Origin of the sequence: Streptomyces lateritius (assembly GCF_014649715.1) — a bacterium.
In the GTDB taxonomy this organism is placed as follows: domain Bacteria; phylum Actinomycetota; class Actinomycetes; order Streptomycetales; family Streptomycetaceae; genus Streptomyces; species Streptomyces lateritius.
The window spans coordinates 1-25,660 of the sequence record NZ_BMTO01000015.1 but is presented as its reverse complement, the minus strand read 5'-3'; the positions used below and the strand labels follow the sequence as shown (position 1 = coordinate 25,660).

The window sequence follows — 25,660 nt, the reverse complement described above, 5'->3', positions numbered from 1 at the left end:
TCGTGGCCGGCTCCCGGTCCGGCGAAGGTGGAGCCATGACAGAGAAGCCGCTCGGCACCACCGCCCGCTACACCGTCCTGACGACCGGATACACCCTCTCCACGGGGCCCGGGGTCGCCGCCACCGTCTCGTACGTCACCGACGGCGAGCGCCATGTGATCGTCGACCCGGGCATGGTGGCGAGCCGCGACCGCATCCTCGGCCCGCTCGCGGAACTCGGCCTGGGCCCCGACGACATCACCGACGTCGTGCTCAGCCACCACCACCCCGACAACACCCTGAACGTCGGCCTGTTCGGCCAGGCGCGCGTCCACGACCACAAGGCGGAGTACCGCGCCGACCAGTGGACGGACCGCGACGCGGAGGGCCACGAGCTCACCCCGTCGCTGCGCCTGATCCGCACTCCGGGGCACAGCCCCGAAGACATCACGCTCCTCGCCGGTACGGCGGACGGCGTGATCGCCTTCGCCGGCGACCTCTGGTGGCGCCCGGACGGCCCGGCCGAGGACCCGGTCGCCCCGGACCGCGACACCCTGCGCACCTCGCGCCTGCGGGTCCTGGCGGCGGCCGACGTCATCGTCCCGGGCCACGGCGGCCCGTTTCCGGCGGGGGAGCAGGCGCCGGTGTAGCCCAGGCCGGGAGGCGGGGGATTCACGCCTCCCGGGTGATCGCGCGGGCGAGGGTCACCAGCGCCCCGATCGCCGGGTGCGGGGACGCGTCCCGCCAGGCCAGGACCAGTGGCACGGGCGGCGCGTCCGTCAGGGGGCGGTAGGTCACGCCCGGGTGCGGGTGCATCGCGGCCGTGGAGGCGGAGGAGACGCCCACCCCCCGGCCCGCCGCGATCGCCGTGAGCCAGTCGTCGGTGTTGCCGACGGTCAGCGTCCCGGCCGGGCGGTGGGCGCGGGGCCAGAGGTCGAGGGTCGTCGTGCCGGAGACGGTGTTGAGGACGACCGTCTCGCCGGCGAGGTCCGCGAGCAGCACCGTCGGCCGGCCGGAGAGGGGGCTGTCGGCGGGGACGGCGGCGATCCGGGTCTCGGCCGTCAGCTCCGCCGTCGCCAGGCCCGGCGCGTCCACCGGTCCCCGGAGCAGCGCCGCGTCCACCTCGCCACGGACGAGCCCGGCCGTGCGGTCGTCGACGCGGAGGAGTTCCAGCGGCGTCCCGGGGTGCTCGTGCTGCCAGCGCCGGAGCAGGGGAGTGGTGTACGGGCCGAGTGCCGACCATGCGTACCCCACCCGGAGCGGGCGGTGGCGCAGCCGTGCGGGGTCGAGGGCGGCGTCGAAGGCGGTGACCGCGGCGGCCGCCCGGTCGTGGAAGGCGCGGCCTTCGGCGGTGAGGGCGAGGTGGTGGGTGGAGCGGTCGACGAGCCGGACCCCGAGGTGTTTCTCCAGGGCGGCGAGCGTGCGGGAGACGGCGGGCTGGGTGAGGTGGAGCCGGGCCGCCGCCCTGGTCACGTTGCCCTCCTCGGCGATGGCGAGGAAGCAGCGGAGATGACGCAGCTCGATGCCCATGCGTCCGGAGCATAAGCGCAGCCCAATCGGCATTTCACCCGCCGCGCGGTGGCTCGTAGCGTGAGAGTCGGGAGCCCGGTTGGCGAGTGCATTATTCTGGACTGACAGTCCAGTTTGATGAACTATGCTCGGGGTGTCAGCCGCCGAGGAGCCACGCAAGGGAGTGAGCCGGTGGACAGCCCGGTCAAGGACATCGCCGCCGTCTCCGTACCCGAGGCGGCGGCCGGCCCGGCAGCGGCCCCGGCCGCTCCCGGTGGCCGTGCGGCACGCCTGGGACCCGTCGCGCTCGTCGTCGCCGGTGGTCTCTCCGTACAGTTCGGCTCCGCGATCGCCGTGCTGCTCATGCCCCGGGCGGGCGCGCTCGGCGTCGTCACGCTCCGGCTCGTGCTCGCCGCGGCCGTCCTGCTGATCGTCTGCCGCCCCAAGGTCCGCGGCTACGGCCGCGCCGACTGGGGCACGATCGTCGCCTTCGGCACCGCCATGGCGGGCATGAACATCCTCTTCTACCAGGCCGCCGACAGGATCCCGCTGGGCGCCGCCGTGACCCTGGAGGTCCTCGGCCCGCTGATCCTCTCCGTGATCGCCTCCCGCCGGCTGGTGAACCTGCTCTGGGCCGGACTCGCCCTCGGCGGTGTCCTCCTGCTCAGCGGCGGCGGCTTCGACCGGCTCGACCCGCTGGGCGCCGCCTTCGCGCTCGCCGCGGGCGCGATGTGGGCGACGTACATCGTCTTCTCCGCCCGTACCGGCCGCCGCTTCCCGCAGGCGGACGGGCTGGCGCTCGCCATGGCCTTCGGCGCCGTGCTGAGCCTGCCCTTCGGCATCGTGGAGGCGGGCGACAAGCTGCTCGTACCGTCGACGATCGGCCTCGGTCTCGCCGTCGCGCTGATGTCCTCCGTCCTTCCGTACACCCTCGAACTCCTCGCCCTGAGACGCCTCCCCGCGCCCACCTTCGCGATCCTGATGAGCCTGGAACCGGCCATCGCGGCGACGGCCGGCTTCCTCGTCCTGCACCAGGCCCTGTCCGTGACGGACGCGCTCGCCGTCTCCCTGGTCATCGCCGCGAGCATGGGCGCGGTCCGTACGCAGATGCGCAAGGCCCGGCCCCAGGACTGACGCCCGGCGGCGGGACCGTGCCCCTCAGGTCTTCCGGTACACCCGCACGCCGTTCGCTGCGAGTGCCTCCGGGACGCCCGCGAGGGCCGGGAGCCGTTCGATGCGGTGGGCCCCGGGCGGGAGGCCGCCGTTGAGGAGGGTGCGGGTGGCGTGGGCGGCGACGAGGCCGCCGGCCCGGCTCTGTCCGTCGCCGGTCAGGGCGTACGCGGCGTGGCGCTCGTCCCCGTGGGCGTCGGTGCGCAGGGCGAAGCGGTCGCCGCCCGGGTCCACCCGGCGGGCGGAGTCGGTCAGGAGTCGCCGCAGGCCCGGCCGGGCGTGGGCGGCGCGCAGCGGTCCGGTGCCCCGCAGGGCGAAGAGAGCCACCGTAAGGGGCCGTGAGTCCAGGTAGAAGGGGTGCTGACCTCGGGCACGCCGAGCGTGCTGACCAGGGTGAACCGGTCGGAGAACGGAAACGGGTGGGCCGTCCGCACCCCTCCCGCAGATTTTCAAGCAAGCATGCTTGCTTGTTTTACGGGGCGCTGCCATGCTCCTCGGCACAGGCCCGTGTCCCACCCTTCCCGAGGGGAGCGCACCGTGTCCGACCCTGCCGTCGTCCTCGACGATCTGCGCAGCGAGAGCGAGGAAGTCGACCGGATGGTCGACGGGTTGAGCGGTGCGGGATGGGCCGCTCCGACCCCCGCCGAAGGCTGGACCGTCGCCCACCAGATCGCCCATCTCGCCTGGACCGACCGGGCCGCCCTGCTCGCCGCCACCGACCCGGATGCCTTCGCCGCCGAGACCGAGAAGGCCCTCGCCGCCCCCGGCACCTTCGTCGACGAGGGCGCCGAGGAAGGCGCCGCACTCCCGCCCCACGAGCTGCTCGCCCGCTGGCGGGCGGGACGCGAGCAGCTCCAGCGCGCGCTGCGCGAGGCACCGCCCGGCGCCCGCTTCCCCTGGTACGGCCCGCCCATGAGCGCCATCTCCATGGGCACCGCCCGGCTCATGGAGACCTGGGCGCACGGGCAGGACGTCGCCGACGCCCTCGGTCTCGTCCGCGAACCGACCGACCGGCTCCGGCACGTGGCCTGGATCGGCGTCCGGGCCCGCGACTACGCCTATCTCGTACGGGGGATCACGGCGCCGGCCGAGCCGTTCCGGGTGGAGCTGGTCGCCCCCGACGGCCGGGAGTGGGTCTACGGACCTCCGGACGCGGCCCAGCGGATCAGCGGGACCGCCCTCGACTTCTGCCTCCTCGTCACCCAGCGCGTCCACCGGGACGACACCGGCCTGCGCGCCGAGGGCGCGGACGCCGAGCGCTGGCTGTCGATCGCCCAGGCCTTCGCCGGACCGGCCGGCCCCGGCCGTCCCGCCGAGAGCTCCGGTCCCGGCCGTTCCGCCGAGGGGGCGGCCCGGTGATCCTCCGTATCGGCAACGCGTCCGGCTTCTACGGCGACCGGTTCGACGCCGTCCGCGAGATGCTCACCGGCGGCGGACTCGACGTCCTCACCGGTGACTACCTCGCCGAACTGACCATGCTCATCCTCGGCCGCGACCTGCTGAAGGACCCGGACGCGGGCTACGCCAAGACCTTCCTGCGGCAGATGGAGGAGGGTCTCGGCCTCGCCCACGAGCGGGGCGTCCGGATCGTCACCAACGCGGGCGGCCTGAACCCGGCCGGCCTCGCCGACGCCCTGCGCGCCCTGGCGGACCGCCTCGGCGTCCCGGCGCGGATCGCCCATGTCGAAGGCGACCGGCTGCCCGCCGGGGCGAGCGAGGCGAGTGGGGGGTCCCCCCGGCCTCCGGCCGGGGGAGTCCTCGCCGCCAACGCCTACCTCGGCGGCGGCGGCATCGCCGCCTGTCTCGCGGCCGGCGCCGACGTCGTCGTCACCGGCCGCGTCACCGACGCCGCCCTCGTCACCGGCCCGGCCCAGTGGTTCTTCGGCTGGGACCCCGCCGAGCCCGCCGACCACGACCGCCTCGCGGGCGCCGTCGTCGCCGGACACGTCCTGGAGTGCGGCACCCAGGCCACCGGCGGCAACTACGCCTTCTTCCGGGAGCACGACGTGCGCCGCCCCAGTTTCCCCCTCGCCGAGATCCACCCCGACGGCACGTCCGTCATCACCAAGCACCCCGGTACGGGCGGCCTCGTCGACATCGGCACGGTCACCGCGCAGCTCCTGTACGAGACGGCCGGCGCCCGGTACGCGGGACCCGACGTCACCGCCCGGCTCGACACCGTACGGCTCACCCAGGCCGGCCCCGACCGGGTCCGGATCAGCGGTGTACGCGGCGAGGCCCCGCCGTCCACCCTCAAGGCCGGCCGCTGCCGCCTCGGCGGCTTCCGCAACGAGGTCGTCCTCGTCCTCACCGGACTCGACATCGAGGCGAAGGCCCGGCTCGTCCAGGACCAGATCGAGGACGCCTTCACCCGGGCCGAGTCCCGTCCCGCCGAGGTGCGGTGGGAGCTGGCCCGCACCGACCGGGCCGACGCCGAGACCGAGGAGACCGCGAGCGCCCTGCTCCGCCTCGTGGTCCGTGACCCCGGCCCCGAGGCCGTCGGCCGCGCGCTCAGCGGCGCCGTGATCGAGCTCGCCCTCGCCAGCTACCCCGGCTTCCACGTCACCGCACCGCCCGGCAAGGGCGCGCCCTACGGCGTCTTCGAGGCCGCGTACGTACCGGCCGCCGACGTCCCGCACACCGCCGTGCTGCCCGACGGGACCCGCGTTCGCGTCCCCGTGCCGCCGCACACCCGGGAACCGGCACCGGTCGAGCCGCCCCCGCTCCCCGAACCCCTGCCTGCCGGGCCCACGCGCCGGGTGCCACTGGGGCGCGTCGCCGGGGCCCGCAGCGGCGACAAGGGCGGGGACGCGAACGTCGGCGTCTGGGTCCGTTCGGACCGGGAATGGCGCTGGCTCGCCCACACCCTCACCGTGGAGCGGCTGCGCGCACTCCTCCCGGAGACCGCCGGCCTGCCCGTCGTACGTCATGACCTGCCCGGACTGCGGGCGGTGAACTTCGTCGTCACCGGACTCCTCGGGGAGGGCGTCGCCTCCCAGGCCCGCTTCGACCCGCAGGCCAAGGCTCTCGGCGAATGGCTCCGCGCCCGTGAACTCGACGTACCGGAGGAACTCCTGTGACCGTCCTCGCCTCCGCCCTCGACACCGGGGGACCCGACTACGCGGCCCACCGCGCCGCCATGCTCGGCAGGCTCGCCGCGCTCGACGCCGAACACGCAAAGGCGCTCGCGGGCGGCGGCGAGAAGTACGTCGCACGGCACCGGGGGCGCGGGAAACTCCTCGCCCGCGAGCGGATCGAGCTGCTGATCGACCCCGACACGCCCTTCCTCGAACTGTCGCCGCTCGCCGCCTGGGGCAGTGACCATCCGGTGGGCGCCTCGATCGTGACCGGTATCGGGGTGGTGGAGGGCGTCGAGTGCCTGATCACCGCCAACGACCCGACCGTGCGGGGCGGGGCCTCCAACCCGTGGACGCTGAGGAAGGCGCTGCGGGCGAACGAGATCGCGTACGCCAACCGGCTGCCGTGCATCGCGCTCGTCGAGTCCGGCGGCGCCGACCTGCCGTCCCAGAAGGAGATCTTCGTCCCCGGCGGGGCGCTGTTCCGCGACATCACCCGGCTCTCCGCCGCCGGGATCCCCACGATCGCGGTCGTCTTCGGCAACTCGACGGCCGGCGGGGCGTACGTCCCCGGCATGTCCGACCACACGGTGATGATCAAGGAGCGGTCGAAGGTCTTCCTCGGCGGTCCACCGCTGGTGAAGATGGCGACGGGGGAGGAGAGCGACGACGAGTCGCTCGGCGGCGCCGAGATGCACGCCCGCACCTCCGGCCTCGCCGACCACTACGCCGTCGACGAGCCGGACGCGCTGCGCCAGGCGCGGCGGATCGTCGCCCGGCTGAACCACCGCAAGGCGCACCCGGACCCCTCGGTTCCCGTCCGGCAGCCGAAGTACGACGGGGACGAACTGCTCGGGATCGTGCCGGAGGACCTGAAGACGCCGTTCGACCCGCGCGAGGTGATCGCCCGGATCGTGGACGGCTCGGACTTCGACGAGTTCAAGCCGCTGTACGGGCCGAGCCTGGTGACCGGCTGGGCCGCGCTGCACGGCTACCCGGTCGGCATCCTCGCCAACGCCCAGGGTGTGCTGTTCAGTCCGGAGTCGCAGAAGGCGGCGCAGTTCATCCAGCTCGCCAACCAGCGGGACATCCCGCTGATCTTCCTTCACAACACCACCGGCTACATGGTCGGCAAGGAGTACGAACAGGGCGGCATCATCAAGCACGGCGCGATGATGATCAACGCGGTGTCGAACAGCCGCGTCCCGCACCTGTCCGTCCTGATGGGAGCGTCGTACGGCGCCGGGCACTACGGCATGTGCGGCCGGGCCTACGACCCGCGCTTCCTCTTCGCCTGGCCGAGCGCCAAGTCGGCCGTGATGGGCCCGCAGCAGCTCGCCGGCGTCCTGTCGATCGTGGCGCGGGCAAGCGCCGCCGCCAAGGGGCAGCCGTACGACGAGGAGGCGGACGCCGGACTGCGCGCGATGGTCGAGGCGCAGATCGAGGCGGAGTCGCTGCCGATGTTCCTCTCCGGACGGCTGTACGACGACGGCGTCATCGACCCCCGCGACACCCGCACGGTCCTCGGCCTGTGCCTGTCCGCGATCCACACGGCACCGGTCGAGGGCGCGCGCGGCGGCTTCGGCGTCTTCCGAATGTGAGGCCCCATCCCATGATTTCGACTGTGCTGGTCGCGAACCGCGGCGAGATCGCCTGCCGGGTGTTCCGCACCTGCCGTGAGCTGGGCATCACGACGGTCGCGGTGTACTCGGACGGGGACGCCTCCGCCCTGCACGTACGGGAGGCGGACGCGGCCGTCCGGCTGCCGGGGTCCGCCCCTGCGGAGACGTACCTGCGCGGCGACCTGATCGTGAAGGCGGCGCTGGCCGCGGGCGCCGACGCCGTCCACCCCGGCTACGGCTTCCTCTCCGAGAACGCCGATTTCGCGCGGGCCGTCGAGGAGGCGGGCCTGGTGTGGATCGGCCCGCCGCCGGGCGCGATCGAGGCGATGGCGTCGAAGACGCGGGCGAAGGAACTGCTGGGCATCGCCCCGCTCACGGACGTCGGCGAGGCGGACCTGCCGGTCCTGGTCAAGGCGGCGGCGGGCGGCGGCGGCCGGGGCATGCGGATCGTCCGCGACCTGGCCGCGCTCCCGGGGGAGCTTGCGGCCGCCTCGGCGGAGGCGGCGAGCGCGTTCGGGGACGGCGAGGTGTTCGTCGAGCCGTACGTCGAGAACGGCCGGCACGTGGAGGTCCAGATCCTGGCCGACGGGCAGGGGACGGTGTGGGCGCTCGGCACCCGCGACTGCTCGCTCCAGCGCCGCCACCAGAAGGTGATCGAGGAGGCCCCGGCGCCGGGACTGCCGCCCGCGCTGCGCGCCGAGTTGGGCGAGCGGTCGGTCGCGGCGGCGAAGGCCGTCGGTTACGTCGGCGCGGGCACGGTCGAGTTCCTCGTCGCGGACGGACGGGCGCACTTCCTGGAGATGAACACCCGCCTCCAGGTCGAGCACCCGGTGACCGAGGCGGTCTTCGGCCTGGACCTGGTCGCCCTCCAGCTCTCCGTGGCCGAGGGCACCCCCCTCCCGCCCGAGCCCCCGCGCCCGCACGGGCACGCCGTGGAGGCCCGCCTCTACGCCGAGGACCCTTCCCGGTCCTGGTCCCCCCAGACGGGCGTCCTGCACACCCTGGAGTTCCCGGGGGACGGCGTCCTCCGGGTCTCCCGGGGCCCGCGGCTTCACGCGGGCGGCGCGGCCCGGGGTGCGCCGACGGCCGGTGCCGGCAGCCCGCCGGCGGACGACCCGCGGCTTCACGCGGGCGGCGCGGCGTCGCTCCGCGTCGACACCGGCTACGCCTCGGGGGACACCATCGGCGTCCACTACGACGCGATGCTCGCCAAGGTCGTCGCCCACGCCCCCACCCGCGCCGAGGCCGTCCGCAAGCTCGCCCACGCGCTGGCGCGGGCCCGCATCCACGGGCCCGTCACCAACCGGGACCTCCTCGTCGCCTCGCTGCGGCACGAGGAGTTCACCCGGCCGGAGAGCCTGGACACCGGGTTCTACGACCGGAACCTGCCGGATCTCGTCGCACCGCTCCCCGGCGAGGCGTACGCCGCCGTCGCCGCCGCGCTCGCGGCGGCGGCCGCGAACGCGGGCCGGTTCGGAGGCGGCTGGCGGAACGTCCGCTCCCAGGACCAGGTGCGGACGTACGGCGAGCACGAGGTGCGCTACCGCCCCACCCGCGACGGCGGCTACACCGTCACCGCCCCCGAAGGCGTCCGCCCCGTGACCGTCACCCCGCACCATGTCCGCCTCGAAGTCGACGGAGTCGTACGGGACTTCGAGGTCGCCCGCCACGGCGACACCGCGTACGTCGGCCCCCATCGCCTCACCGCACGCCCCCGCTTCCCCGACCCCCGCGACCAGGCCGCGCCCGGATCGCTCCTCGCCCCCATGCCCGGCACCGTCGTCCGGGTCGCCGAGGGCCTCGCGGTCGGCGACCCGGTCACCGCCGGGCAGCCGCTCCTCTGGCTGGAGGCCATGAAGATGGAGCACCGCGTCACCGCCCCCGCCTCCGGCACGCTCACCGCGCTCCACGCCGCCCCCGGCCGCCAGGTCGAGGTCGGCGCCCTGCTCGCCGTCGTACAGGCCGTACCGACCGATGCACAGGAGGACCAGAAATGACCGGCACCGTCGTCGAATCCCCCGAGCACACCGCGCTGCGTTCCGCCGTCTCCGCGCTCGGCCGGCGTCACGGCCCCGGCTTCGACCGGGCCGCCCTGTGGGCCGAGGCCGGCAAGCTCGGCTACCTGGGCGTGAACCTTCCGGAGGAGTACGGCGGCGGAGGCGGCGGCATGGCCGAACTCTCCATCGTCCTGGAGGAGGCCGGCGCGGCCGGGGCCCCGCTCCTCATGATGGTCGTCTCGCCCGCCATCTGCGGCACGGTCATCGCCCGGTTCGGCACCGACGAGCAGAAGGCGGCCTGGCTGCCCGGTCTCGCGGACGGCTCCCGCACGATGGCCTTCGGCATCACCGAGCCCGACGCCGGCTCGAACTCCCACCGCATCACGACCACCGCCACGAGGACCGAAGCGGGCTGGGTGCTCAACGGGCGGAAGGTCTTCGTCTCGGGCGTCGACATCGCCGACGCGACCCTGATCGTCGGCCGCGCCTCCGATGCCCGCACCGGCAACCTCAAGCCCTGTCTCTTCGTGGTCCCCCGCGACGCCCCGGGCTTCGGGCGCCGCCACATCGAGATGGAACTCGACGCCCACGAGAAGCAGTTCGAGCTCACCCTCGACGACGTCCACCTCCCCGCCGACGCCCTCGTCGGCGACGAGGACGCGGGCCTGCTCCAGCTGTTCGCCGGGCTCAACCCCGAGCGGATCATGACGGCCGCCTTCGCGATCGGCATGGGACGGTACGCGCTCGCCAAAGCCGTCGACTACGCCAGGGAACGCCAGGTCTGGAAGACCCCCATCGGCGCCCACCAGGCCATCGCCCACCCTCTCGCCCAGGCCCACATCGAGCTGGAACTGGCCAGGCTCATGATGCAGAAGGCCGCCCACCTCTACGACGCCGGAGACGACATCGGTGCGGGCGAGGCCGCCAACATGGCCAAGTACGCCGCCGCCGAGGCCTGCGTGAAGGCCGTCGACCAGTCCGTCCACACCCTCGGCGGCAACGGCCTCACCCGCGAGTTCGGCCTCGCCCGGCTCGTCACGGCCTCCCGCGTGGCCCGGATCGCCCCCGTCAGCCGCGAAATGATCCTCAACTACGTATCGCACCAGTCCCTGGGGCTCCCCAAGTCGTACTGAGCCGCGCGATCCTGGCGCTCACCTTCCACCTCTCCAGGGGGCCACGCATGGTGTTCCACAGCGAGTACGAGCCCGTCCCGGCCGTCTCCCTCCCCATCCACGAGGCCGTCCTCGGCCGGGCCGCCGAACACGGTGACGCCCCGGCCCTCATCGACGGGACCGGCGACCTGACCCTCACGTACGCCCAGGTCGACACGTTCCACCGGCGGATCGCCGCCGGGCTCGCCGAGGCAGGTGTCCGCAAGGGCGACGTCCTCGCCCTGCACAGCCCCAACACCGTGCTCTTCCCTGTCGCGTTCTACGCCGCCACCCGCGCCGGCGCGTCCGTCACCACGGTCCACCCGCTGGCCACGCCGGAGGAGTTCGCCAAGCAGCTCCGCGACTCCTCCGCGCGCTGGATCGTCACCGTCTCCCCGCTGCTCGGGGCCGCCCGCCGGGCCGCCGAACTCGCCGGCGGCATCGAGGAGATCCTCGTCTGCGACCAGGCGGACCGGGCCGAGGGACACCTCTCCCTCCAGGCCATGCTGGCGACGACCACTCCCGAGCCGTTCGTGGACATCGACCCCGACGAGGACATCGCCGCCCTGCCGTACTCCTCCGGCACCACCGGCGTCCCCAAGGGCGTGATGCTCACCCACACCTCGATCGCCACCAACCTCGCCCAGCTCGAACCCTTCATCCCCATGGGCCCCGGCGACCGCATCCTCGCCGTCCTGCCCTTCTTCCACATCTATGGGCTCACCGCCCTGATGAACGCCCCGCTGCGGCAGGGCGCCACCGTCGTCGTCCTGCCCCGCTTCGAGCTCGACCAGTTCCTCGCCGCCATCGAGAAGCACCGCATCAACGGCCTGTACGTGGCGCCGCCGATCGTCCTCGCGCTCGCCAAGCACCCGGCGGTCGCCGACTACGACCTGTCCTCCCTGGAGTACATCGTCAGCGCCGCCGCCCCGCTCGACGCCTCCCTCGCCGAGGCCTGCTCGGCCCGGCTCAAACTGCCGCCGGTCCGCCAGGCGTACGGCATGACGGAGCTGTCCCCGGGCACCCACGTCGTCCCGCTCGACGCGGTGAACCCCCCGCCCGGCGCCGTCGGCAAGCTCCTGCCCTCCACCGAGATGCGGATCCTGTCCCTCGACGACCCCGCGCGGGACGCCGAACCCGGCACGGAGGGCGAGGTCGCCATCCGGGGCCCGCAGGTCATGAAGGGGTACCTCGGCCGCCCCGACGCCACCGCCGCCATGATCGACACCGACGGCTGGGTGCACACGGGCGACATCGGCCGGGTCGACGAGAACGGCTGGCTCTTCGTCGTCGACCGGGTCAAGGAATTCATCAAGTACAAGGGCTTCCAGGTCGCTCCCGCCGAGCTCGAAGCGCTGCTCCTCACCCACGAGGGCGTGGCCGACGCGGCGGTGATCGGCGTGTACGACGAGGACGGCAACGAGGTCCCGAAGGCGTACGTCGTCCGCCAGCCGCACGCGGCCGACCTTTCCGCCGACGACATCATCGGCTTCGTGGCCGGGCATGTTGCCCCGTACAAGAAGATCCGGCGCGTGGAGTTCGTCGACGGGGTGCCGAGGGCGGCGTCGGGGAAGATCCTGCGCCGCGAACTGAGGGAGCGAGAGAACTCATGACCCAGGTCTCCGTCGCCGGCGAACGCGGCGTCACCACCCTGACCCTGGACGCACCCGGCAACCGCAACGCGCTGTCGGCGTCGCTGGTCGCCGACCTCGCCGAGGCGCTGACGGCGTGCGCGAAGGATCAGGGCGTACGGGCGGTGGTGCTGACCCACTCCGGCTCCACCTTCAGCGCGGGCGCCGACCTGAAGGCACCGCCCAACCCGTACTCCTTCGTGGCGCTGCTGCGGCAGATCGTGGAGCTGCCGAAACCGGTGGTGGGGGTGGTGCGGGGCCACGCACGGGCGGGCGGCCTCGGACTGCTCGGCGCCTGTGACGTGGTGGTGGCGTCCCCGGAGTCGGACTTCGCCCTGACGGAGGTGCGGATCGGGGTCGCCGCTGCGGTCGTCTCGCTGACGCTGCTGCCGAAGCTGGAGCCGAGGGCGGCGGCCCGGTACTACCTGACGGGCGAGCGCTTCGGGGTGCCGGAGGCCCTGCGCATGGGCCTGGTGACCGCCGGGGACGACGCCCTGGACGACATCCTCGACGGGCTGCGCAAGGGCTCGCCGCAGGGCCTGGCCGAGTCCAAGCGCCTGGTCACGGCTAAAGTCCTGGAGACCTTCGAACGGGACGCGGAGGAGCTGGTGCAGCGGTCCGCGTCGCTGTTCGCCTCCGCGGAGGCGCGCGAAGGGATGACGGCCTTCCTCGAACGACGGGACCCCGAATGGGTGTGGTGAGCCCACCGAAACAGCCCCAGCAGGACAGGAGCCGCGCCACCCGGCAGCGGCTCCTGGAAGCGGCGGTGTCCTGCCTGGCCGAACACGGCTGGGCGGGCTCCACCGTCTCCGTGGTCGCCGAGCGCGCCGGGGTCTCGCGCGGGGCGGCCCAGCACCACTTCCCGACCCGGGAGGCCCTCTTCACGGCGGCGGTCGAGTACGTCGCCGAGGAACGCTCCCAGGCGCTGCGCGCCCTGCCGGCCGAGAACCGTGGCGAGGTCGTCGCCGCCCTGGTCGACCTCTACACGGGCCCGCTGTTCCGCGCGGCGCTCCACCTGTGGGTCGCCGCCTCGAACGAGGAGCAGCTGCGCGGTCCGGTCACCGAACTGGAGGCCCGCGTCGGCCGCGAGTCCCACCGCATCGCGGTGGAACTCCTCCGCGCCGACGAGTCCCTGCCCGGCGTCCGTGAAACGGTCCAGGGCCTCCTGGACATGGCCCGCGGCCTGGGCCTGGCCACCCTCCTGACGGACGACCGAACCCGCCGCGACAGGGTCGTCGCCCAATGGGCCGCCCTGGTGGACGAGGCCCTGGGCTGACCGCTCACCCAAGCGCGGGGCGGGAGGGCGTCGTGACCCGGGACACATACACGGGCCGTTCCCCGCAGTACGCTGGTCGCATGCTTTCGCTCGTACGCCGTCGTCACGTGGACTTCCTCCGCGTCACGACCATGGGCTGTCGGCCCTCGGCCTGACCCCGACGCCCACCCACCCCGGTCGTCCGGCGGAGACCCCGCCGGCATCCACCGGGCCCCCGTACACCCCACGCGGACGCACACCATGACCTACACGTCACAGCTCCCCATCGTCGACCTCGCCGCCGCCGACCGCGGCCCCCAGGCCCGGCGCCTCCTCCACGCCCAGCTGCACTCCGCCGCCCACGACGTCGGCTTCTTCCAGCTGATCGGGCACGGCGTCTCCGAGGCCGAGACCCAGGCGCTCACCTCCGCCATGCGCGCCTTCTTCGCGCTGCCCGAGGCCGACCGGCTCGCCATCGACAACATCAACTCGCCGCACTTCCGCGGCTACACCCGCACCGGCGACGAGCGCACCGGCGGCGCCCGCGACTGGCGTGACCAGCTCGACATCGGCGCCGAACGCCCCGCGCACGTGCCCGGCCCCGGCGAGCCCCCGTACTGGTGGCTCCAGGGCCCCAACCAGTGGCCCGCGGCGCTCCCCGAGCTCCGCCTCGCCGCCCTGAACTGGGTCGAGCGCCTCAGCGGGGTCGCCGAGCGGCTGCTGCACGAGCTGCTCGTCTCCATCGGCGCCCCCGCCGACTTCTACGACGACATCTTCGGCGCTCACGCCCACCCGCACCTCAAGCTGGTCCGCTACCCCGGAAGCGCGGGCGACGGTGCCGACCAGGGCGTCGGCGCCCACAAGGACTACGGCTTCCTCACCCTGCTCCTGCAGGACCACGTCGGCGGCCTCCAGGTCGAGCGCGAGGACGGCGCCTTCCACGACGTGCCACCGCTGCCCGGCGCGTTCGTCGTCAACCTCGGCGAGCTCCTCGAAGTGGCGACGAACGGCTATCTCCGCGCCACCAACCACCGGGTGGTCTCCCCGCCCGGGGCGACGGAGCGCTACTCCGTCCCGTTCTTCTACAACCCCCGGCTCGACGCCCGCATCGAACCGCTGGCCTTCCCGTACGCCGGGACGGCGCCCGGCGTCACGGCCGACCCGGCGAACCCGCTGTTCGCCGAGTACGGCCGTAACGAGCTGAAGGGCAAGCTCCGCGCCCACCCGCTGGTCGCGGCCCGCCACCACGCGGACCTGCTGCTGAACCCCGAAGGGCGGGGCGGCCGGCCCGGTCAGCCCGCGATGTCGCGGTAACCCTCGATCTCCTGGACGTCGCGCCGGCCGGGGCCGATGTACCGCGCCGACGGCCGCACCAGCCGGCCCGTGCGCTTCTGCTCCAGGATGTGCGCCGACCAGCCCGCCGTACGGGCACAGCTGAACATCGACGTGAACATGTGCGCCGGAACCTCGGCGAAGTCCAGCACGATCGCGGCCCAGAACTCCACGTTCGTCGCCAGGACGCGGTCCGGGCGGCGGTTGTGCAGCTCCTCCAGGGCCGCCTTCTCCAGCGCCTCCGCGACCTCGAAGCGCGGCGCGGCCAGCTCCTTGGCCGTACGGCGCAGGACGCGGGCGCGCGGGTCCTCGGCGCGGTAGACGCGGTGGCCGAAGCCCATCAGGCGCTCACCCTGGTCAAGGGCCTTCTTCACGTATCCCACCGCGTCGCCGGTCCGCTCGATCTCCTCGATCATGCCGAGGACGCGGGACGGAGCGCCGCCGTGCAGCGGCCCGGACATGGCGCCCACGGCGCCGCTCAGCGCCGCCGCCACGTCGGCGCCCGTCGAGGCGATGACGCGCGCGGTGAACGTGGAGGCGTTCATGCCGTGCTCGGCGGCCGAGGTCCAGTACGCGTCGACGGCCTTGACGTGCTTGGGGTCGGGCTCGCCGCGCCAGCGGATCATGAACCGCTCGACGACGGACTGCGCCTTGTCGATCTCGCTCTGCGGCACCATCGGCAGGCCCTGGCCGCGCGCCGACTGGGCGACGTACGACAGCGCCATGACGGCGGCCCGGGCGAGGTCGTCGCGGGCCTGCTCGATGTCGATGTCGAGGAGCGGTTTGAGGCCCCACACCGGCGCGAGCATGGCGAGCGCGGACTGGACGTCGACCCGGATGTCACCGGAGTGCACCGGGATCGGGAACGGTTCGGCCGGCGGCAGGCCGGGGTTGAACGCCCCGTCGACCAGCAGGCCCCACACGTTGCCGAACGAGACCTGGCCGACCAGATCCTCGATGTCGACGCCGCGGTACCGGAGCGCGCCGCCCTCCTTGTCCGGTTCGGCGATCTCCGTTTCGAACGCGACGACTCCCTCGAGTCCGGGTACGAAGTCGGACATCAGGCGGCTCCTCTATCGATGATCAATCATCCGGCTTGGTCGGGAAGTAACAGTCATCCAGCCCAAGAGTCTGTACGGTTCCGATGATGCGGGGAAGCGTGACATCCGGCACACTCCGCCGATCCGGCGAGAGAGGGTTAGCGGCACGGGGTGCCGGGCACACTCGCCCGCTGCGGCAGGATGGCCCTGTGACCGACGCTCTCGATCCCGCCGACATGCGCGAGCAGTACCGGACCCCGCGGCTGACCGTGGCGGACCTCGCCCCCGAACCGATCGAACAGTTCACGCGCTGGTTCAAGGAGACCGCCACCAACCCGGCGATCCACGAGCCGAACGCGATGGTCGTCTCGACGGCCACTCCCGACGGCCGGCCGTCCTCCCGGACGGTGCTGCTCAAGCACTACGACGAGGCGGGGTTCGTCTTCTACACGAACTACGGCTCCCGCAAGGGCGGCGAGCTGGCGGCCAATCCGTACCTCTCGCTGCTCTTCCCCTGGCATCCGCTGGCCCGCCAGGTCATCGTCACGGGCCGGGCGGCCCGTACCGGCCGTGACGAGACGGTCGCGTACTTCCGCACCCGGCCGCACGGCTCGCAGCTCGGTGCATGGGCGAGCCACCAGTCCTCGGTGATCGGATCCCGGGAGGAACTCCTCGCCCGGTACGAGGAGTTGGCGGCGCGCTATCCCGAGGGCGAGCAGGTTCCGGTGCCGCCGGAGTGGGGCGGCTTCCGGGTGGTGCCGGAGACGGTGGAGTTCTGGCAGGGCCACGAGAACCGGCTGCACGACCGGCTCCGGTACGTGCGGGAGGGCGCGGGGGACGACTGGCGGGTGGAGCGCCTCTCACCGTGAGGCGCTGATCGCCTCCGCCAGCGCCGTCTCGACCGCGTGCGGAATGTCCGTGACCGGGAACTGCGTGTGCCGTACGGTCCGCTCCCGGTCGACGACGACGACCGCCCGCTTGAGCCGGAGCGCCTGCCCGGCCCGGAAGGTCGGCAGCCGCAGCGCCGCCGCGAGCCGCGCGTCCATGTCGGAGAGCAGCGGGAAGGGGATCTCCTCGGCGGCGGCGAAGGCCCGCTGTTCGTCGGGCCGCTGGGTCGAGACACCGCGGACCGCGACCCCGGCCGCCGTGAACCTGTCGTACGCGTCCCTGAACAGCCGGTTCTCCAGCGTGCAGCCGACCGTGCCGGGGATGTCGTTCCAGCCGTCCGGCAGCGGGCTCGGCCGCCCGGTCGCCGGGTAGCAGAAGAGCACGGTGGCGGCGGCGCCCGGATCGACCGGGTCCTGCTCCTCGCCCGTGTGCGCGGGCAGGGTCAGCCGGGGCAGCCGGGTCCCGGGCAGGCCGTGGAGGCGGCGGGCCTCGGCGCTGTGCTCGTCGGCCGAGGCGGTGAGGGTGCCGTCGCCGAGCAGCCAGCGGTCGGCCCAGTCCTGCATCGAGACCAGGACGGGGAGCAGGGCGCGGCCCGTCGCGCTGAGCCGGTACTCGTACCGCACCGGCCCCTCCTGGTACGGCACCTTGTCCAGGACGCCGCTGTCGACCAGGTGGTTCAGCCGCTCGGTGAGGACCTTGCGGGAGATGTCGAGTTCGCGCTGGAGCTCGTCGAAGCGGTGCCGGCCTCGCGCCGTCTCCCGTACGAGCAGCAGGCTCCACCAGTCGCCGACGACGGCGGCGGCCTGGGCGATCGCACAGGCGGCGTCGCGCTCGGGCACGGCTCGGGCCATGGTCTCCTCCAGTGGTCGGGGGCGCTTCGGTGGGCCGTCCCATCTTGCGCCATCGACTGAGTTCCCGATAGAAACTTACTCGGCCATCACAAGTTCCCAAAGGAAACTCACTATTCCTCGGGGGAGGGGACCACTTCCATGCCCATCGCCTGGGCGACCGCCTGGCGCACCTGGCAGATGACCCGCCGCGCCTACCCGTGGACGTACGCCGTCGGCACCGTCCTGCCCGCCGCGCTCGCCATCTCGCTCGCCTACCTCGGCTACCACGCCATCGGCGGCGGCACCGTCGCCGCCGACTTCCAGCAGGGCAGCGGCACCACCGCCTACCTCGCCTACGTCGTCGTCGGCGCGACCGCCTTCCAGTTCACCGTCCGGCTCATCCTCTGGTCCGCCAAGGCCCTGATCACCGAACAGCGCCAGGGCACCCTCGGCGCCCTCCTCGTCGCCCCCGCCGGCCGCTTCCCGTACCTCCTCGGCTTCACCGTCTTCGCCGTCCTCAGCAGCCTCGTCGAGTTCCTCACCCTCGGTCTGGTGATCGCCGCCCTCGGCGTCTCCGTCCCCGTCTCCTCGGCCGCCGGCGCGCTGCTCGGCGCGCTCGCGCTGGTCGCCGCCGTCTTCGCGCTCTCGGTCGGCCTCGGCGGCCTGATGATCGCCGCCGGTGAGGCCCACATCTCTCAGAACACCGTCTTCATCGTCCTCGGCCTGGTCGGCGGCTTCACCTTCCCCCGCGACTACCTGCCCCTGTGGGCCCAGTGGTTCGCCGAACTCCTCCCCACCACCTCGGCCATGGACGTCCTGCACGGCGCGTTCACCGGGGGCCAGTCGCTCCCCGACCTCCTGCCGCGACTGGGCGTCTGCGCCCTGCTCACCGCCGCCTACCTCCTCCTCGGACTGCTCTACCTGCCACGGGCCGAGGCCCGGGCCGTCGAAAGGACGTACTGATGACGACATCCGTCAAGGCCGCCATCGAGGTCCGTGCCCTGCGCAAGGAGTTCCCCGTACGGGACAAGGGGATCTTCGGCCCCCGTGGCGTCAAGCGCGCCGTCGACGGCCTCGACCTCGACGTCCCGCGCGGCCGCATCACCGGCCTCCTCGGCCTCAACGGCGCCGGGAAGACCACCACCATCAAGACCGTCGCCACCCTCCTGCGCCCCACCTCGGGCCGCGTCACGGTCGACGGCCTCGACACCGTCACCGACGCCCGGGCCGTACGCCGCCGCATCAACCTCATCGCCGGCGGCGAGCGCATGGTCTACACCCGCATGACCGGACGCGAGAACCTCTGGTACTTCGGCCAGCTCTACGACGTCCCGAAGAAGGAACTACGCCCCCGCATCGACGACCTGCTCGCCCTCGTCGGCCTCACGGACGTGGCCGACACCATGGTCGAACGCTACTCCCGGGGCATGACCCAGCGCCTCGCCATCGCCCGAGGGCTGGTCAACCGCCCCGCCTATCTGCTCCTCGACGAACCGACGCTCGGCCTCGACGCCCCCATCGCCCGCGACCTGCGCCGCGTCGTGGCCCGCCTCGCCGAGGAGGGCACGGGGGTGCTCCTCACCTCCCACTACCTCGCGGAGGTCGAGGAACTCTGCGGCCATGTGTACGTGATCTCGGCAGGCCGCCACCTCGCCGCCGGCAGCCCGGCGGAACTGAAGGCGGCGACGGGAACCCACCGTACGATCCGCCTGACGGTGACGACCCCGAGCCCGGCCACGGCGGCGGTCGCCACCCGCTTCGGCGCGGACCTCGAACTCCTCCCCACGGGAGCCGAATTGATCACCCTGCGCCACCCGGACGACATGGCCGGCCCGCTCGCGGCGGCGATCGTCGAGGCGGGCGGCTCGATCGGCGGACTGGAGATCGCGGAGGCGAGCCTGGAGGACGCGATCCTGGCCCTGGCGGACGGCTCGCGCGAGGCGGCCACCGTATGAGCCACGCCCTGCGGGTCTTCGCGGCGGAAGCGCTCAAGCAGCACCGACGCCTCTTCGGCCAGCCCATCGTCGTCTTCTCGATGCTCGTCTGGCCCGTCCTCCAACTGGCCACCACCTACTACACCCTGCGCCCCGTCGCCACCGCCTCCCCGGCCGCCGCGAACTGGCCGCTCGCCGCCGACCCCGACCGCCTCCTCGCCTTCCTGGCCACCGGCACCCTCGCCTACGCCTTCTTCTTCTCCCTCGTCCAGTCGGCCTGGCACCTCTCCTTCGAACGCACCACCGGCACCCTGGAACTCCTCTTCCTCTCCCCGGCCGGCCGCCTCACCCTCATGCTCGCCAACGGCGCCGGGGCGCTCCTGCAGAACGCCTGGCTGCTGACCTGCTTCACCGTCGCCGCCCTGACCGGCTTCGGCACGCTCTCCGTCTCGGCCTGGTGGATGTACGGGATCGTCTTCCTGGCGCTGCTGATCCCGGCCGCCGCGTGGGGCGCGTTCCTCAACAGCCTGCTGGTCTTCTCCCGCGACTCCGCCTTCCTCTACACGATCCTCGACGAACCCCTCTGGTTCGTCTCGGGCGTCCGCCTCCCGCACTTCGCCCTGCCGGCGACGATCCAGGTCGTGGGCGCGGTCTTCCCCCTGACGGGCAGCCTCATCGCGGTGCGAGGCGCGCTCCTGGAACACCGCACCCTCGCCGAGCTCGCCCCGACCCTCCTGGCCCTCCTCCTGCTCAGCGCGACCCTCCTGGCGGCGGCCGCGCTCATCCTGCGCCTGGGCGAGGCACGCTCCCAGCGCACGGGCAGACTGGGCCTCGCCTAGAGGCTCCCACCCGGACCGCCTTCAGCCCTTGAACAGGTTCGAAACCAGGTGTCACGCGAAGATCCCTCCTGCTACTGTCGCCCTGCTCGCGCAGGGACGAGCGGCGATTCCGTGAGCGCCCCCCCCCTGCGTCGACTGCCCTGGGGAGGGACTTCTTCGTGATTCGTCCGCTGAACAGGCGGGCCACGCGCCACCAGCGCGCGCTCGGCCGTATCGCTCTCACCGTCACGCTCGCCGTGACCGCCGGAATCGGCACCGCCACGGGGTCGGCCGTCGCCGAGACCCCCGGTGCGTCCGCCGATCCCGTCGTCATCAGTCCGGGCGCACGCTTCGTGCCCCGCGCCACCATCGTCCTGAACGCCGGCGAGACCGGCTTCCTCACCGCCCAGGAGGGTGACGACCGTCTCCGCTGGATCGACTACGCCACCGGTGCCACCACCCTCCTCGACCACCGGCTGCCCGAGCCGCTCGCGTACGACGTGGACGAGTTCCGTTTCGCCCAGTACCCGGCGGACTTCGGCCACGGCTCCGACACCGTCGCCCTCTACGCGGAAACCCCGACCCCGCACGTGACGCTCCAGCAGCGGGCGGGCGGCGGACCGTCCACCACGGTCCAGATCCCGGAAGGCCAGACGTACGTCGCCACCTACGGCGACACCGTCGTCACCCGGACCGGTGCCGAGAACGCCGTGACCGGCCTGCACCTCCTGCATCTGGAGAACGGCGAGGTGCGGGACCGGAGACTGGAGGGCCTGCCGGAGGGGTGGAACCTTTCCATCAGTGAGGGCGACGCCCGGTCCGTCGCCGTCCGCGGCATCAAGTGGGAGGACAGCACGATGTCCCAGGGGTGGTGGGTCGTCGACCTCGCCACCGGGAGCGTGAAGGCGCTCTCCACGCAGGGCGAGAGCGTCTCCTTCGACCGGGACACCGTCTACCACCACGGTGCCCCGGAGTCCTACGCCGCCCAGGTGTACCGCCGGGACGACCTGGACGCGGAGCCGGCCACCCTCGACCTGCGGGACATCTCCTACGACGACACCGTCCGGCCCTTCGCCGGCGGTCTCGTCACCGTGTCCCGGCCGAACCCGGGCGACAACGAGTACCGGGGCAACGAGCTGTCCCTGCGCGACCTCGACGGGAGGTACCTGAAGTCCCTGCTGGCCGTCGCCTCCACCTCCCTGCACCGCACCCCCGACGGCTCGCTCCTGGTGGCCGGCGCGGAGGAGCGCACCACCTACGGCGCACTCGCATGGGGGTACTACCTCTTCACCCCCGCCGCGGACGGCACCGTCACCCGCAAGCGCCTCGCGGACATAGCGGACAGGGAGGCCGAGCCGGCCGGCATCTCGCTGGGCAGCGGTGTCCTCACCACGGCCGACGACTCGCAGCACTACAGCCCCGGCACCACCATCGGCGGCTACCGGAGCACCTGGCTGAAGACCTCCGGCCGTCCGGAGGAGCTGGACTCGACCGTCGACGGCGTCGTGTCCGGCCGGGACGAGGACTGCGGCGTCACCTCCGGCACCTCCTGCGTGACCATGTTCGCGAGCGGCGACGGCCATCACGGCCGCAAGGCCGCGACCGAGCAAGACGTCACCATGCTCTACCGGAACGGCGCCGCCCCGTGGGGCCCGAGGGTCACCTCCGGACTCGGCAGCCCGCAGCTCGTCGACCTCTCCGGCCGGTTCGGTGTCGTGAACCAGGCGTGGGGCGGTGAGCAGGCGGTCCTCCACTTCAAGGACGCCGACACCGGGAGCGTGCTCCTGAAGCGGCAGCCGGTGGCGGCCTCCGTCTGGGGCAACACGCTGTGGAGCGCCCTCGGCCGGTGGGACGACTCCAGCTCGGGCGTGTCGACCTGGGTGGCGGCGAAGAACCTGTCGACGGGCGCCGCCGGCGAGTCCTTCGACGCGGGCTGCGTTCCCAACGATCTCCAGGCCGTGGGCCGCTGGGTGTACTGGCGGTGCGGCGACCACGGCCACGACTTCAAGGGCGCCGGGGTCCACGACCTGCAGACGAAGCGCTCCCTGAGGCTGGGCGCCGACCACACGCTCCTCGGCGACGGCTACCTGGTCCGCCGCTCGGACGCCGTCGGCCTCACCCTCGTCGACCTGCACAACGGCCTCCCGGTCAGCGGAAAGGAGGCGGACCTGCCCCAGCGAGTGGTCGCCACCGCCGCTGAGCTCGGAGACCGGACCGCACGCCGGTCCGGGTGGACCGTCGACCGCTTCGGCGGTCACGTCGCCTACACGGGCGAGGACCGCCGGGTGCGGATCGTCCCGTCGGGCGTTCCGGCCTCCCGGATCGCCGTCATCGACGCCGAAACGCCCGCCGTGAACATCAAGGCCGGTGTCTGGAAGCCGCGCTGGTGGCTGTCGAAGCCGGCGGCGTCGTGGTCGCTGACGCTGAAGAACAAGGCGACCGGGAAGACCGTGCGGACCCTCTCCGGCGGGGAGGCCAGGGGCCTGGTCGCGCCGTCGTGGGACGGCAGGGACGCGGGCGGGAAGTACGTCCCGAACGGGGCCTACACCTGGACCCTGACCGCGAAGCCCGCCGACGGCGTCCAGGCGGACCTTTCCGTCCTCGGGACGGTGCCGGTGACCGGCGGTGCCGCCGTGTGGCGGGACATGGCCGGCGACGACGGGTTCGGCGACCTGCTGGCGATGGACACGACCGGGGCGGTGTCGCTGTACCGGGGCACCGGGACCGGTGGCCTGTCGTCCCGTATCGCCGGGACCGGCAGCCCGTTCGCCGCCGGCTCCGTGCTCGTGCCCTTCGGGGACATCGACGGCGACCGGTGCGGGGACGTGCTCGCGCGGGTCGGGGACCAGCTGCGGGCGTACCGGCCCGGGTGCGGGAAGGCCGTCACCGCTTCGTCGCCGTACACGCTGCTCGGATCCGGCTGGGGGCAGTACGACCAGCTGACGTCGTCCGGCGATGTCAACGGCGACGGGTTCGTCGACCTGGTGGCCCGCCAGGCATCCACCGGTGACCTGTACTTCTACGCCGGTACGGCCGATCACCGGCTGAAGGCCCGGGTGCGCATCGGGACGAACTGGAAGCTGTACAAGCGGATCGTCGGGGCGGGGGACCTGAACGGGGACGGGCGTGGCGACCTGCTCGGGGTCGACTCCGCCGGTGTGCTGTGGCGGTACTACGGAACCTCCACCGGCGGCCTGACCGCGCGGGTGCGGGTCGGCGGCGGGTGGGGCGGTTACTCCGCTCTCGTCACGACCGGTGACCTGTCCGGTGACGGGCGCGCCGATCTGCTGGCGCGGGACACCACGGGGAAGCTGTGGCGGTACGCCTCCACGGGGGCCGGTACGTACGGCGGCCGGGTGCTGATCGGCACCGGGGGCTGGAACGGATTCAAGGGCCTGTTCTGACGCCGAAGTGAGGGAGGTTCGCCGTCGACGCGGTCGCCGCGCCGACGGCGGACTTCTTTACGCCGCAGGAGCTGGGAGAACGCGGACGACCCGTGGGCCTTGGTCCCGTCCGCTCGAGTTCGGACGAGAGCCGGCCGGACTTACCGGCGGCCCACGGGTCGGGTGACTGCGTTGTTGTCGGCAGACAGCCTGCCGAGATGCACGATGTGCGACAGCAGGCCTTAGCCCGCAGTCACCTCACGAGTCCGAAAAGAAACCATGTTTTCGGATCACCTCCTTTCGACGTGTGCCCCCACCCTAAGAAGCGATCGGCGAGGGCTCAAGCGATTTATGAGACGGGTTCCGCGCGCTTCCGGGGCGCAACGATTTCGTTGAAGCGGGTGTGTCGTGCGTCACGTTCCAGTTGAATTGGGGGCGGGGCGTGCGGATGCACGCGCGTACACCGTCCTGACAGGGGGTCCGGGATGAGTGCTTCCACGAGCGAGACCGCGCGGCGGGCGGCCGACGGGCAGGGGCCCGGGGCGGATCTGCTCGCCGCGTTGCTGGACGGGATGGACGCGGCGCTCTGCGCCTTCGACGCGGACGGGACCGTCACCCACTGGAACCGCGAGGCCGAGCGGATCCTCGGCTGGTCGGCCGAGGAGGCCGTCGGGCGGAGCGGGTTCGAGGGGTGGGCGGCGCGCAGGGCCGACGCGGCGGAGGCGCTGGCGCGGCTGATGGCGGCGATGGAGGCGCCCGGCCGGCTGGTGCACGAGTTCGCCCTGCTGCGGAAGGACGGCGGCAGGGTGCTCGTACGGACGCAGTCGGCGGGCGTGCGCGGTCCGGACGGCGCCCCGGCCGGGGTGTACTGCGCGTTCAGCGAGGTGCACGCGCAGATCGATCTGGAGCGGTCGATCGCGCTCAGCGAGGCGCTGTTCGAGGACGCGTCCTGGGGCGTCGTCCTGGTCGACGTCGATCTGCGGCCCACCGTCGTCAACGGGTACGCCGCCCGGACGATGGGCGCCGGCCGTACGACTCTCCTCGGGCGGCCGCTCGGCGAGTTGGTCGTCCAGGGTGTGGAGGAGCTGGAGGGCGCCCTCCAGCATGTGCTGGCGGAGGGGGCGCCGCGGGCGCTCGCCGAGGTGTGGGTGACCCTGCGGACCGCGGAGGGCGAGCGGCGGCGCTGCTGGCGCAGCGGTTTCGTGCGGCTGTCGTCGCCGTTGGCGGAGGAGCCGGTGCCGCTGGGCGTGGGGTGGCTCTTCCAGGACGTGACGGAGGAGCGGCTCGCGGAGCAGGAGGCGGACCGGCTGCGGTTCCGGTACAGCCAGTTGCACCGGGCCGGTGCGGCGGCGGCGGAGTGCGAGGACCCCATGGAGGCGGCGACGGTCCTGCTGGACTTCGCGCTGGCCGGGTTCGCCGACCACGCGCTGCTCGACCTGGCGGCGGGGGAGCGGCGCCTCGTCCGGGTCGCGGCCACCCCGGCCGGCGCCCCCGGCCCGGTGGTCCCGGTCGCGGGCGGGGGCATTCCGCTGCGCTATCCCTCGGGCCACCCGGTCCTCCAGGCGGTCTCCCGCACGGGCCCGGTGCGGGCCTCGGCCTCCGCCGCGACGGCGCGCGGCGCCGAGGACTGGGCCGTGGAGCGCCACTGGCCCCGCGACGCCGTCCACGCGCTGTGCCTTCCGCTGCGCAGCCGGGGCCGCACGGTGGGCGCCGTGACCTTCCTCCGCGCGGCGTCCCGTACGGCCTTCGAGCGGCCGGACGCGGTGTACGCGGACACCGTGGCGGCACGGGTGGCGGCGTCCCTGGACCTGGCCGGCGCGGGGGTCCCCTCCAGTGAGACCTAGGCCGTGTCCGTGAAGTCCCGCCTGGCCCCGCGACGCCTGGCCCGCACGCTCGCCGCGTGCCCTGCCCTGCGGGCAGACGGCGCTACCTTCCGGACCCGACCTAGTGACCTGAGTCGGAGATTCGTCGTTGGTTCGGTATGAGTCGTCCGGGTCCGAAGATTCCGCCGTTGTCGGTGACCGGTGCCCAGCGGGCTGTGCTT

21 protein-coding genes are annotated in these 25,660 nt (G+C 73.2%); 17 read left to right on the top strand and 4 right to left on the bottom strand.

Going from position 1 to position 25,660, the window contains the following annotated elements; genetic code table 11:
• The first annotated feature begins 35 nt into the window (after positions 1 to 35).
• Positions 36 to 629, top strand: a complete 594-nt coding sequence (locus IE136_RS27020) for an MBL fold metallo-hydrolase (RefSeq protein WP_158989046.1) — start codon at positions 36 to 38, stop codon at positions 627 to 629.
• Between the two features lie 22 nt (positions 630 to 651).
• On the opposite strand, the gene IE136_RS27015 is transcribed toward IE136_RS27020, so the two are convergent.
• Positions 652 to 1,509 carry a LysR family transcriptional regulator gene (locus tag IE136_RS27015; RefSeq protein WP_189601668.1) on the bottom strand — a complete coding sequence of 286 codons (858 nt, stop codon included), beginning with the start codon at positions 1,507 to 1,509 and terminating at the stop codon, positions 652 to 654.
• 171 nt (positions 1,510 to 1,680) lie between these two features.
• On the opposite strand from IE136_RS27015, the gene IE136_RS27010 reads away from it, so the two are divergent.
• Positions 1,681 to 2,622: an EamA family transporter gene (locus tag IE136_RS27010; protein WP_158989050.1), complete on the top strand. Its 942-nt coding sequence runs from the start codon at positions 1,681 to 1,683 to the stop codon at positions 2,620 to 2,622.
• 24 nt (positions 2,623 to 2,646) lie between these two features.
• Here the strand turns inward: IE136_RS27010 and IE136_RS27005 are convergent, their stop codons facing one another.
• Entirely contained in the window at positions 2,647 to 2,985 is a 339-nt protein-coding gene (locus tag IE136_RS27005) for a hypothetical protein (RefSeq protein WP_189601667.1), read from the bottom strand.
• Between the two features lie 210 nt (positions 2,986 to 3,195).
• Here IE136_RS27005 and IE136_RS27000 point away from each other — a divergent pair, with 210 nt between their 5' ends.
• From IE136_RS27000 to IE136_RS26960, 9 genes are all read left to right on the top strand, one after another.
• Positions 3,196 to 4,017 (top strand): TIGR03084 family metal-binding protein, encoded by an 822-nt coding sequence (locus IE136_RS27000; RefSeq protein ID WP_189601666.1) that lies wholly within the window; start codon positions 3,196 to 3,198, stop codon positions 4,015 to 4,017.
• Complete coding sequence (locus IE136_RS26995) at positions 4,014 to 5,738, top strand: acyclic terpene utilization AtuA family protein (protein ID WP_189601665.1); 1,725 nt, start codon at positions 4,014 to 4,016, stop codon at positions 5,736 to 5,738. Before IE136_RS27000 ends, IE136_RS26995 begins: the two co-directional genes overlap by 4 nt.
• The gene (locus IE136_RS26990) at positions 5,735 to 7,336 is read left to right on the top strand and encodes an acyl-CoA carboxylase subunit beta (RefSeq protein WP_189601664.1); all 1,602 of its coding nucleotides are present in this window, start codon (positions 5,735 to 5,737) and stop codon (positions 7,334 to 7,336) included. Before IE136_RS26995 ends, IE136_RS26990 begins: the two co-directional genes overlap by 4 nt.
• A gap of 11 nt (positions 7,337 to 7,347) precedes the next feature.
• Entirely contained in the window at positions 7,348 to 9,354 is a 2,007-nt protein-coding gene (locus IE136_RS26985; protein ID WP_189601663.1) for an acetyl/propionyl/methylcrotonyl-CoA carboxylase subunit alpha, read from the top strand.
• On the top strand, positions 9,351 to 10,487 hold the full coding sequence (locus tag IE136_RS26980) for an acyl-CoA dehydrogenase family protein (protein WP_189601662.1): 1,137 nt from the start codon (positions 9,351 to 9,353) through the stop codon (positions 10,485 to 10,487). The genes IE136_RS26985 and IE136_RS26980 overlap by 4 nt, the downstream gene beginning before the upstream one ends.
• Before the next feature lie 47 nt (positions 10,488 to 10,534).
• Positions 10,535 to 12,118, top strand: coding sequence for a 4-coumarate--CoA ligase family protein (locus IE136_RS26975; RefSeq protein ID WP_189601661.1), 1,584 nt, complete (start codon positions 10,535 to 10,537; stop codon positions 12,116 to 12,118).
• Positions 12,115 to 12,837, top strand: a complete 723-nt coding sequence (locus IE136_RS26970) for an enoyl-CoA hydratase family protein (protein ID WP_189601660.1) — start codon at positions 12,115 to 12,117, stop codon at positions 12,835 to 12,837. The genes IE136_RS26975 and IE136_RS26970 overlap by 4 nt, the downstream gene beginning before the upstream one ends.
• Positions 12,825 to 13,412, top strand: a complete 588-nt coding sequence (locus IE136_RS26965; protein ID WP_158989068.1) for a TetR/AcrR family transcriptional regulator — start codon at positions 12,825 to 12,827, stop codon at positions 13,410 to 13,412. The genes IE136_RS26970 and IE136_RS26965 overlap by 13 nt, the downstream gene beginning before the upstream one ends.
• A gap of 240 nt (positions 13,413 to 13,652) precedes the next feature.
• Positions 13,653 to 14,705 carry an isopenicillin N synthase family dioxygenase gene (locus IE136_RS26960; RefSeq protein WP_158989070.1) on the top strand — a complete coding sequence of 351 codons (1,053 nt, stop codon included), beginning with the start codon at positions 13,653 to 13,655 and terminating at the stop codon, positions 14,703 to 14,705.
• Here the strand turns inward: IE136_RS26960 and IE136_RS26955 are convergent.
• The gene (locus IE136_RS26955) at positions 14,684 to 15,784 is read right to left on the bottom strand and encodes a citrate synthase 2 (RefSeq protein ID WP_189601659.1); all 1,101 of its coding nucleotides are present in this window, start codon (positions 15,782 to 15,784) and stop codon (positions 14,684 to 14,686) included. The two genes, IE136_RS26960 and IE136_RS26955, sit on opposite strands and share 22 nt — an antisense overlap.
• A gap of 215 nt (positions 15,785 to 15,999) precedes the next feature.
• Between IE136_RS26955 and pdxH the strand changes: the two genes are divergently transcribed.
• Positions 16,000 to 16,632 (top strand): pyridoxamine 5'-phosphate oxidase, encoded by a 633-nt coding sequence (pdxH, locus tag IE136_RS26950; protein ID WP_229819222.1) that lies wholly within the window; start codon positions 16,000 to 16,002, stop codon positions 16,630 to 16,632.
• Here the strand turns inward: pdxH and IE136_RS26945 are convergent.
• Entirely contained in the window at positions 16,624 to 17,502 is an 879-nt protein-coding gene (locus IE136_RS26945; RefSeq protein ID WP_189601657.1) for a winged helix-turn-helix transcriptional regulator, read from the bottom strand. The genes pdxH and IE136_RS26945 overlap by 9 nt on opposite strands.
• Before the next feature lie 138 nt (positions 17,503 to 17,640).
• Between IE136_RS26945 and IE136_RS26940 the strand changes: the two genes are divergently transcribed.
• The 5 genes from IE136_RS26940 (at position 17,641) to IE136_RS26920 (ending at position 25,460) form a co-directional block, all read left to right on the top strand.
• Positions 17,641 to 18,444, top strand: a complete 804-nt coding sequence (locus IE136_RS26940) for an ABC transporter permease (RefSeq protein WP_189601656.1) — start codon at positions 17,641 to 17,643, stop codon at positions 18,442 to 18,444.
• Positions 18,444 to 19,436, top strand: coding sequence for an ABC transporter ATP-binding protein (locus IE136_RS26935; RefSeq protein WP_189601655.1), 993 nt, complete (start codon positions 18,444 to 18,446; stop codon positions 19,434 to 19,436). Before IE136_RS26940 ends, IE136_RS26935 begins: the two co-directional genes overlap by 1 nt.
• Complete coding sequence (locus tag IE136_RS26930; RefSeq protein WP_189601654.1) at positions 19,433 to 20,254, top strand: ABC transporter permease; 822 nt, start codon at positions 19,433 to 19,435, stop codon at positions 20,252 to 20,254. Before IE136_RS26935 ends, IE136_RS26930 begins: the two co-directional genes overlap by 4 nt.
• A 158-nt stretch (positions 20,255 to 20,412) precedes the next feature.
• The gene (locus tag IE136_RS26925) at positions 20,413 to 23,637 is read left to right on the top strand and encodes an FG-GAP-like repeat-containing protein (RefSeq protein WP_189601653.1); all 3,225 of its coding nucleotides are present in this window, start codon (positions 20,413 to 20,415) and stop codon (positions 23,635 to 23,637) included.
• Between the two features lie 464 nt (positions 23,638 to 24,101).
• Positions 24,102 to 25,460, top strand: coding sequence for a PAS domain-containing protein (locus IE136_RS26920; protein ID WP_158989084.1), 1,359 nt, complete (start codon positions 24,102 to 24,104; stop codon positions 25,458 to 25,460).
• Positions 25,461 to 25,660: the final 200 nt, after the last annotated feature.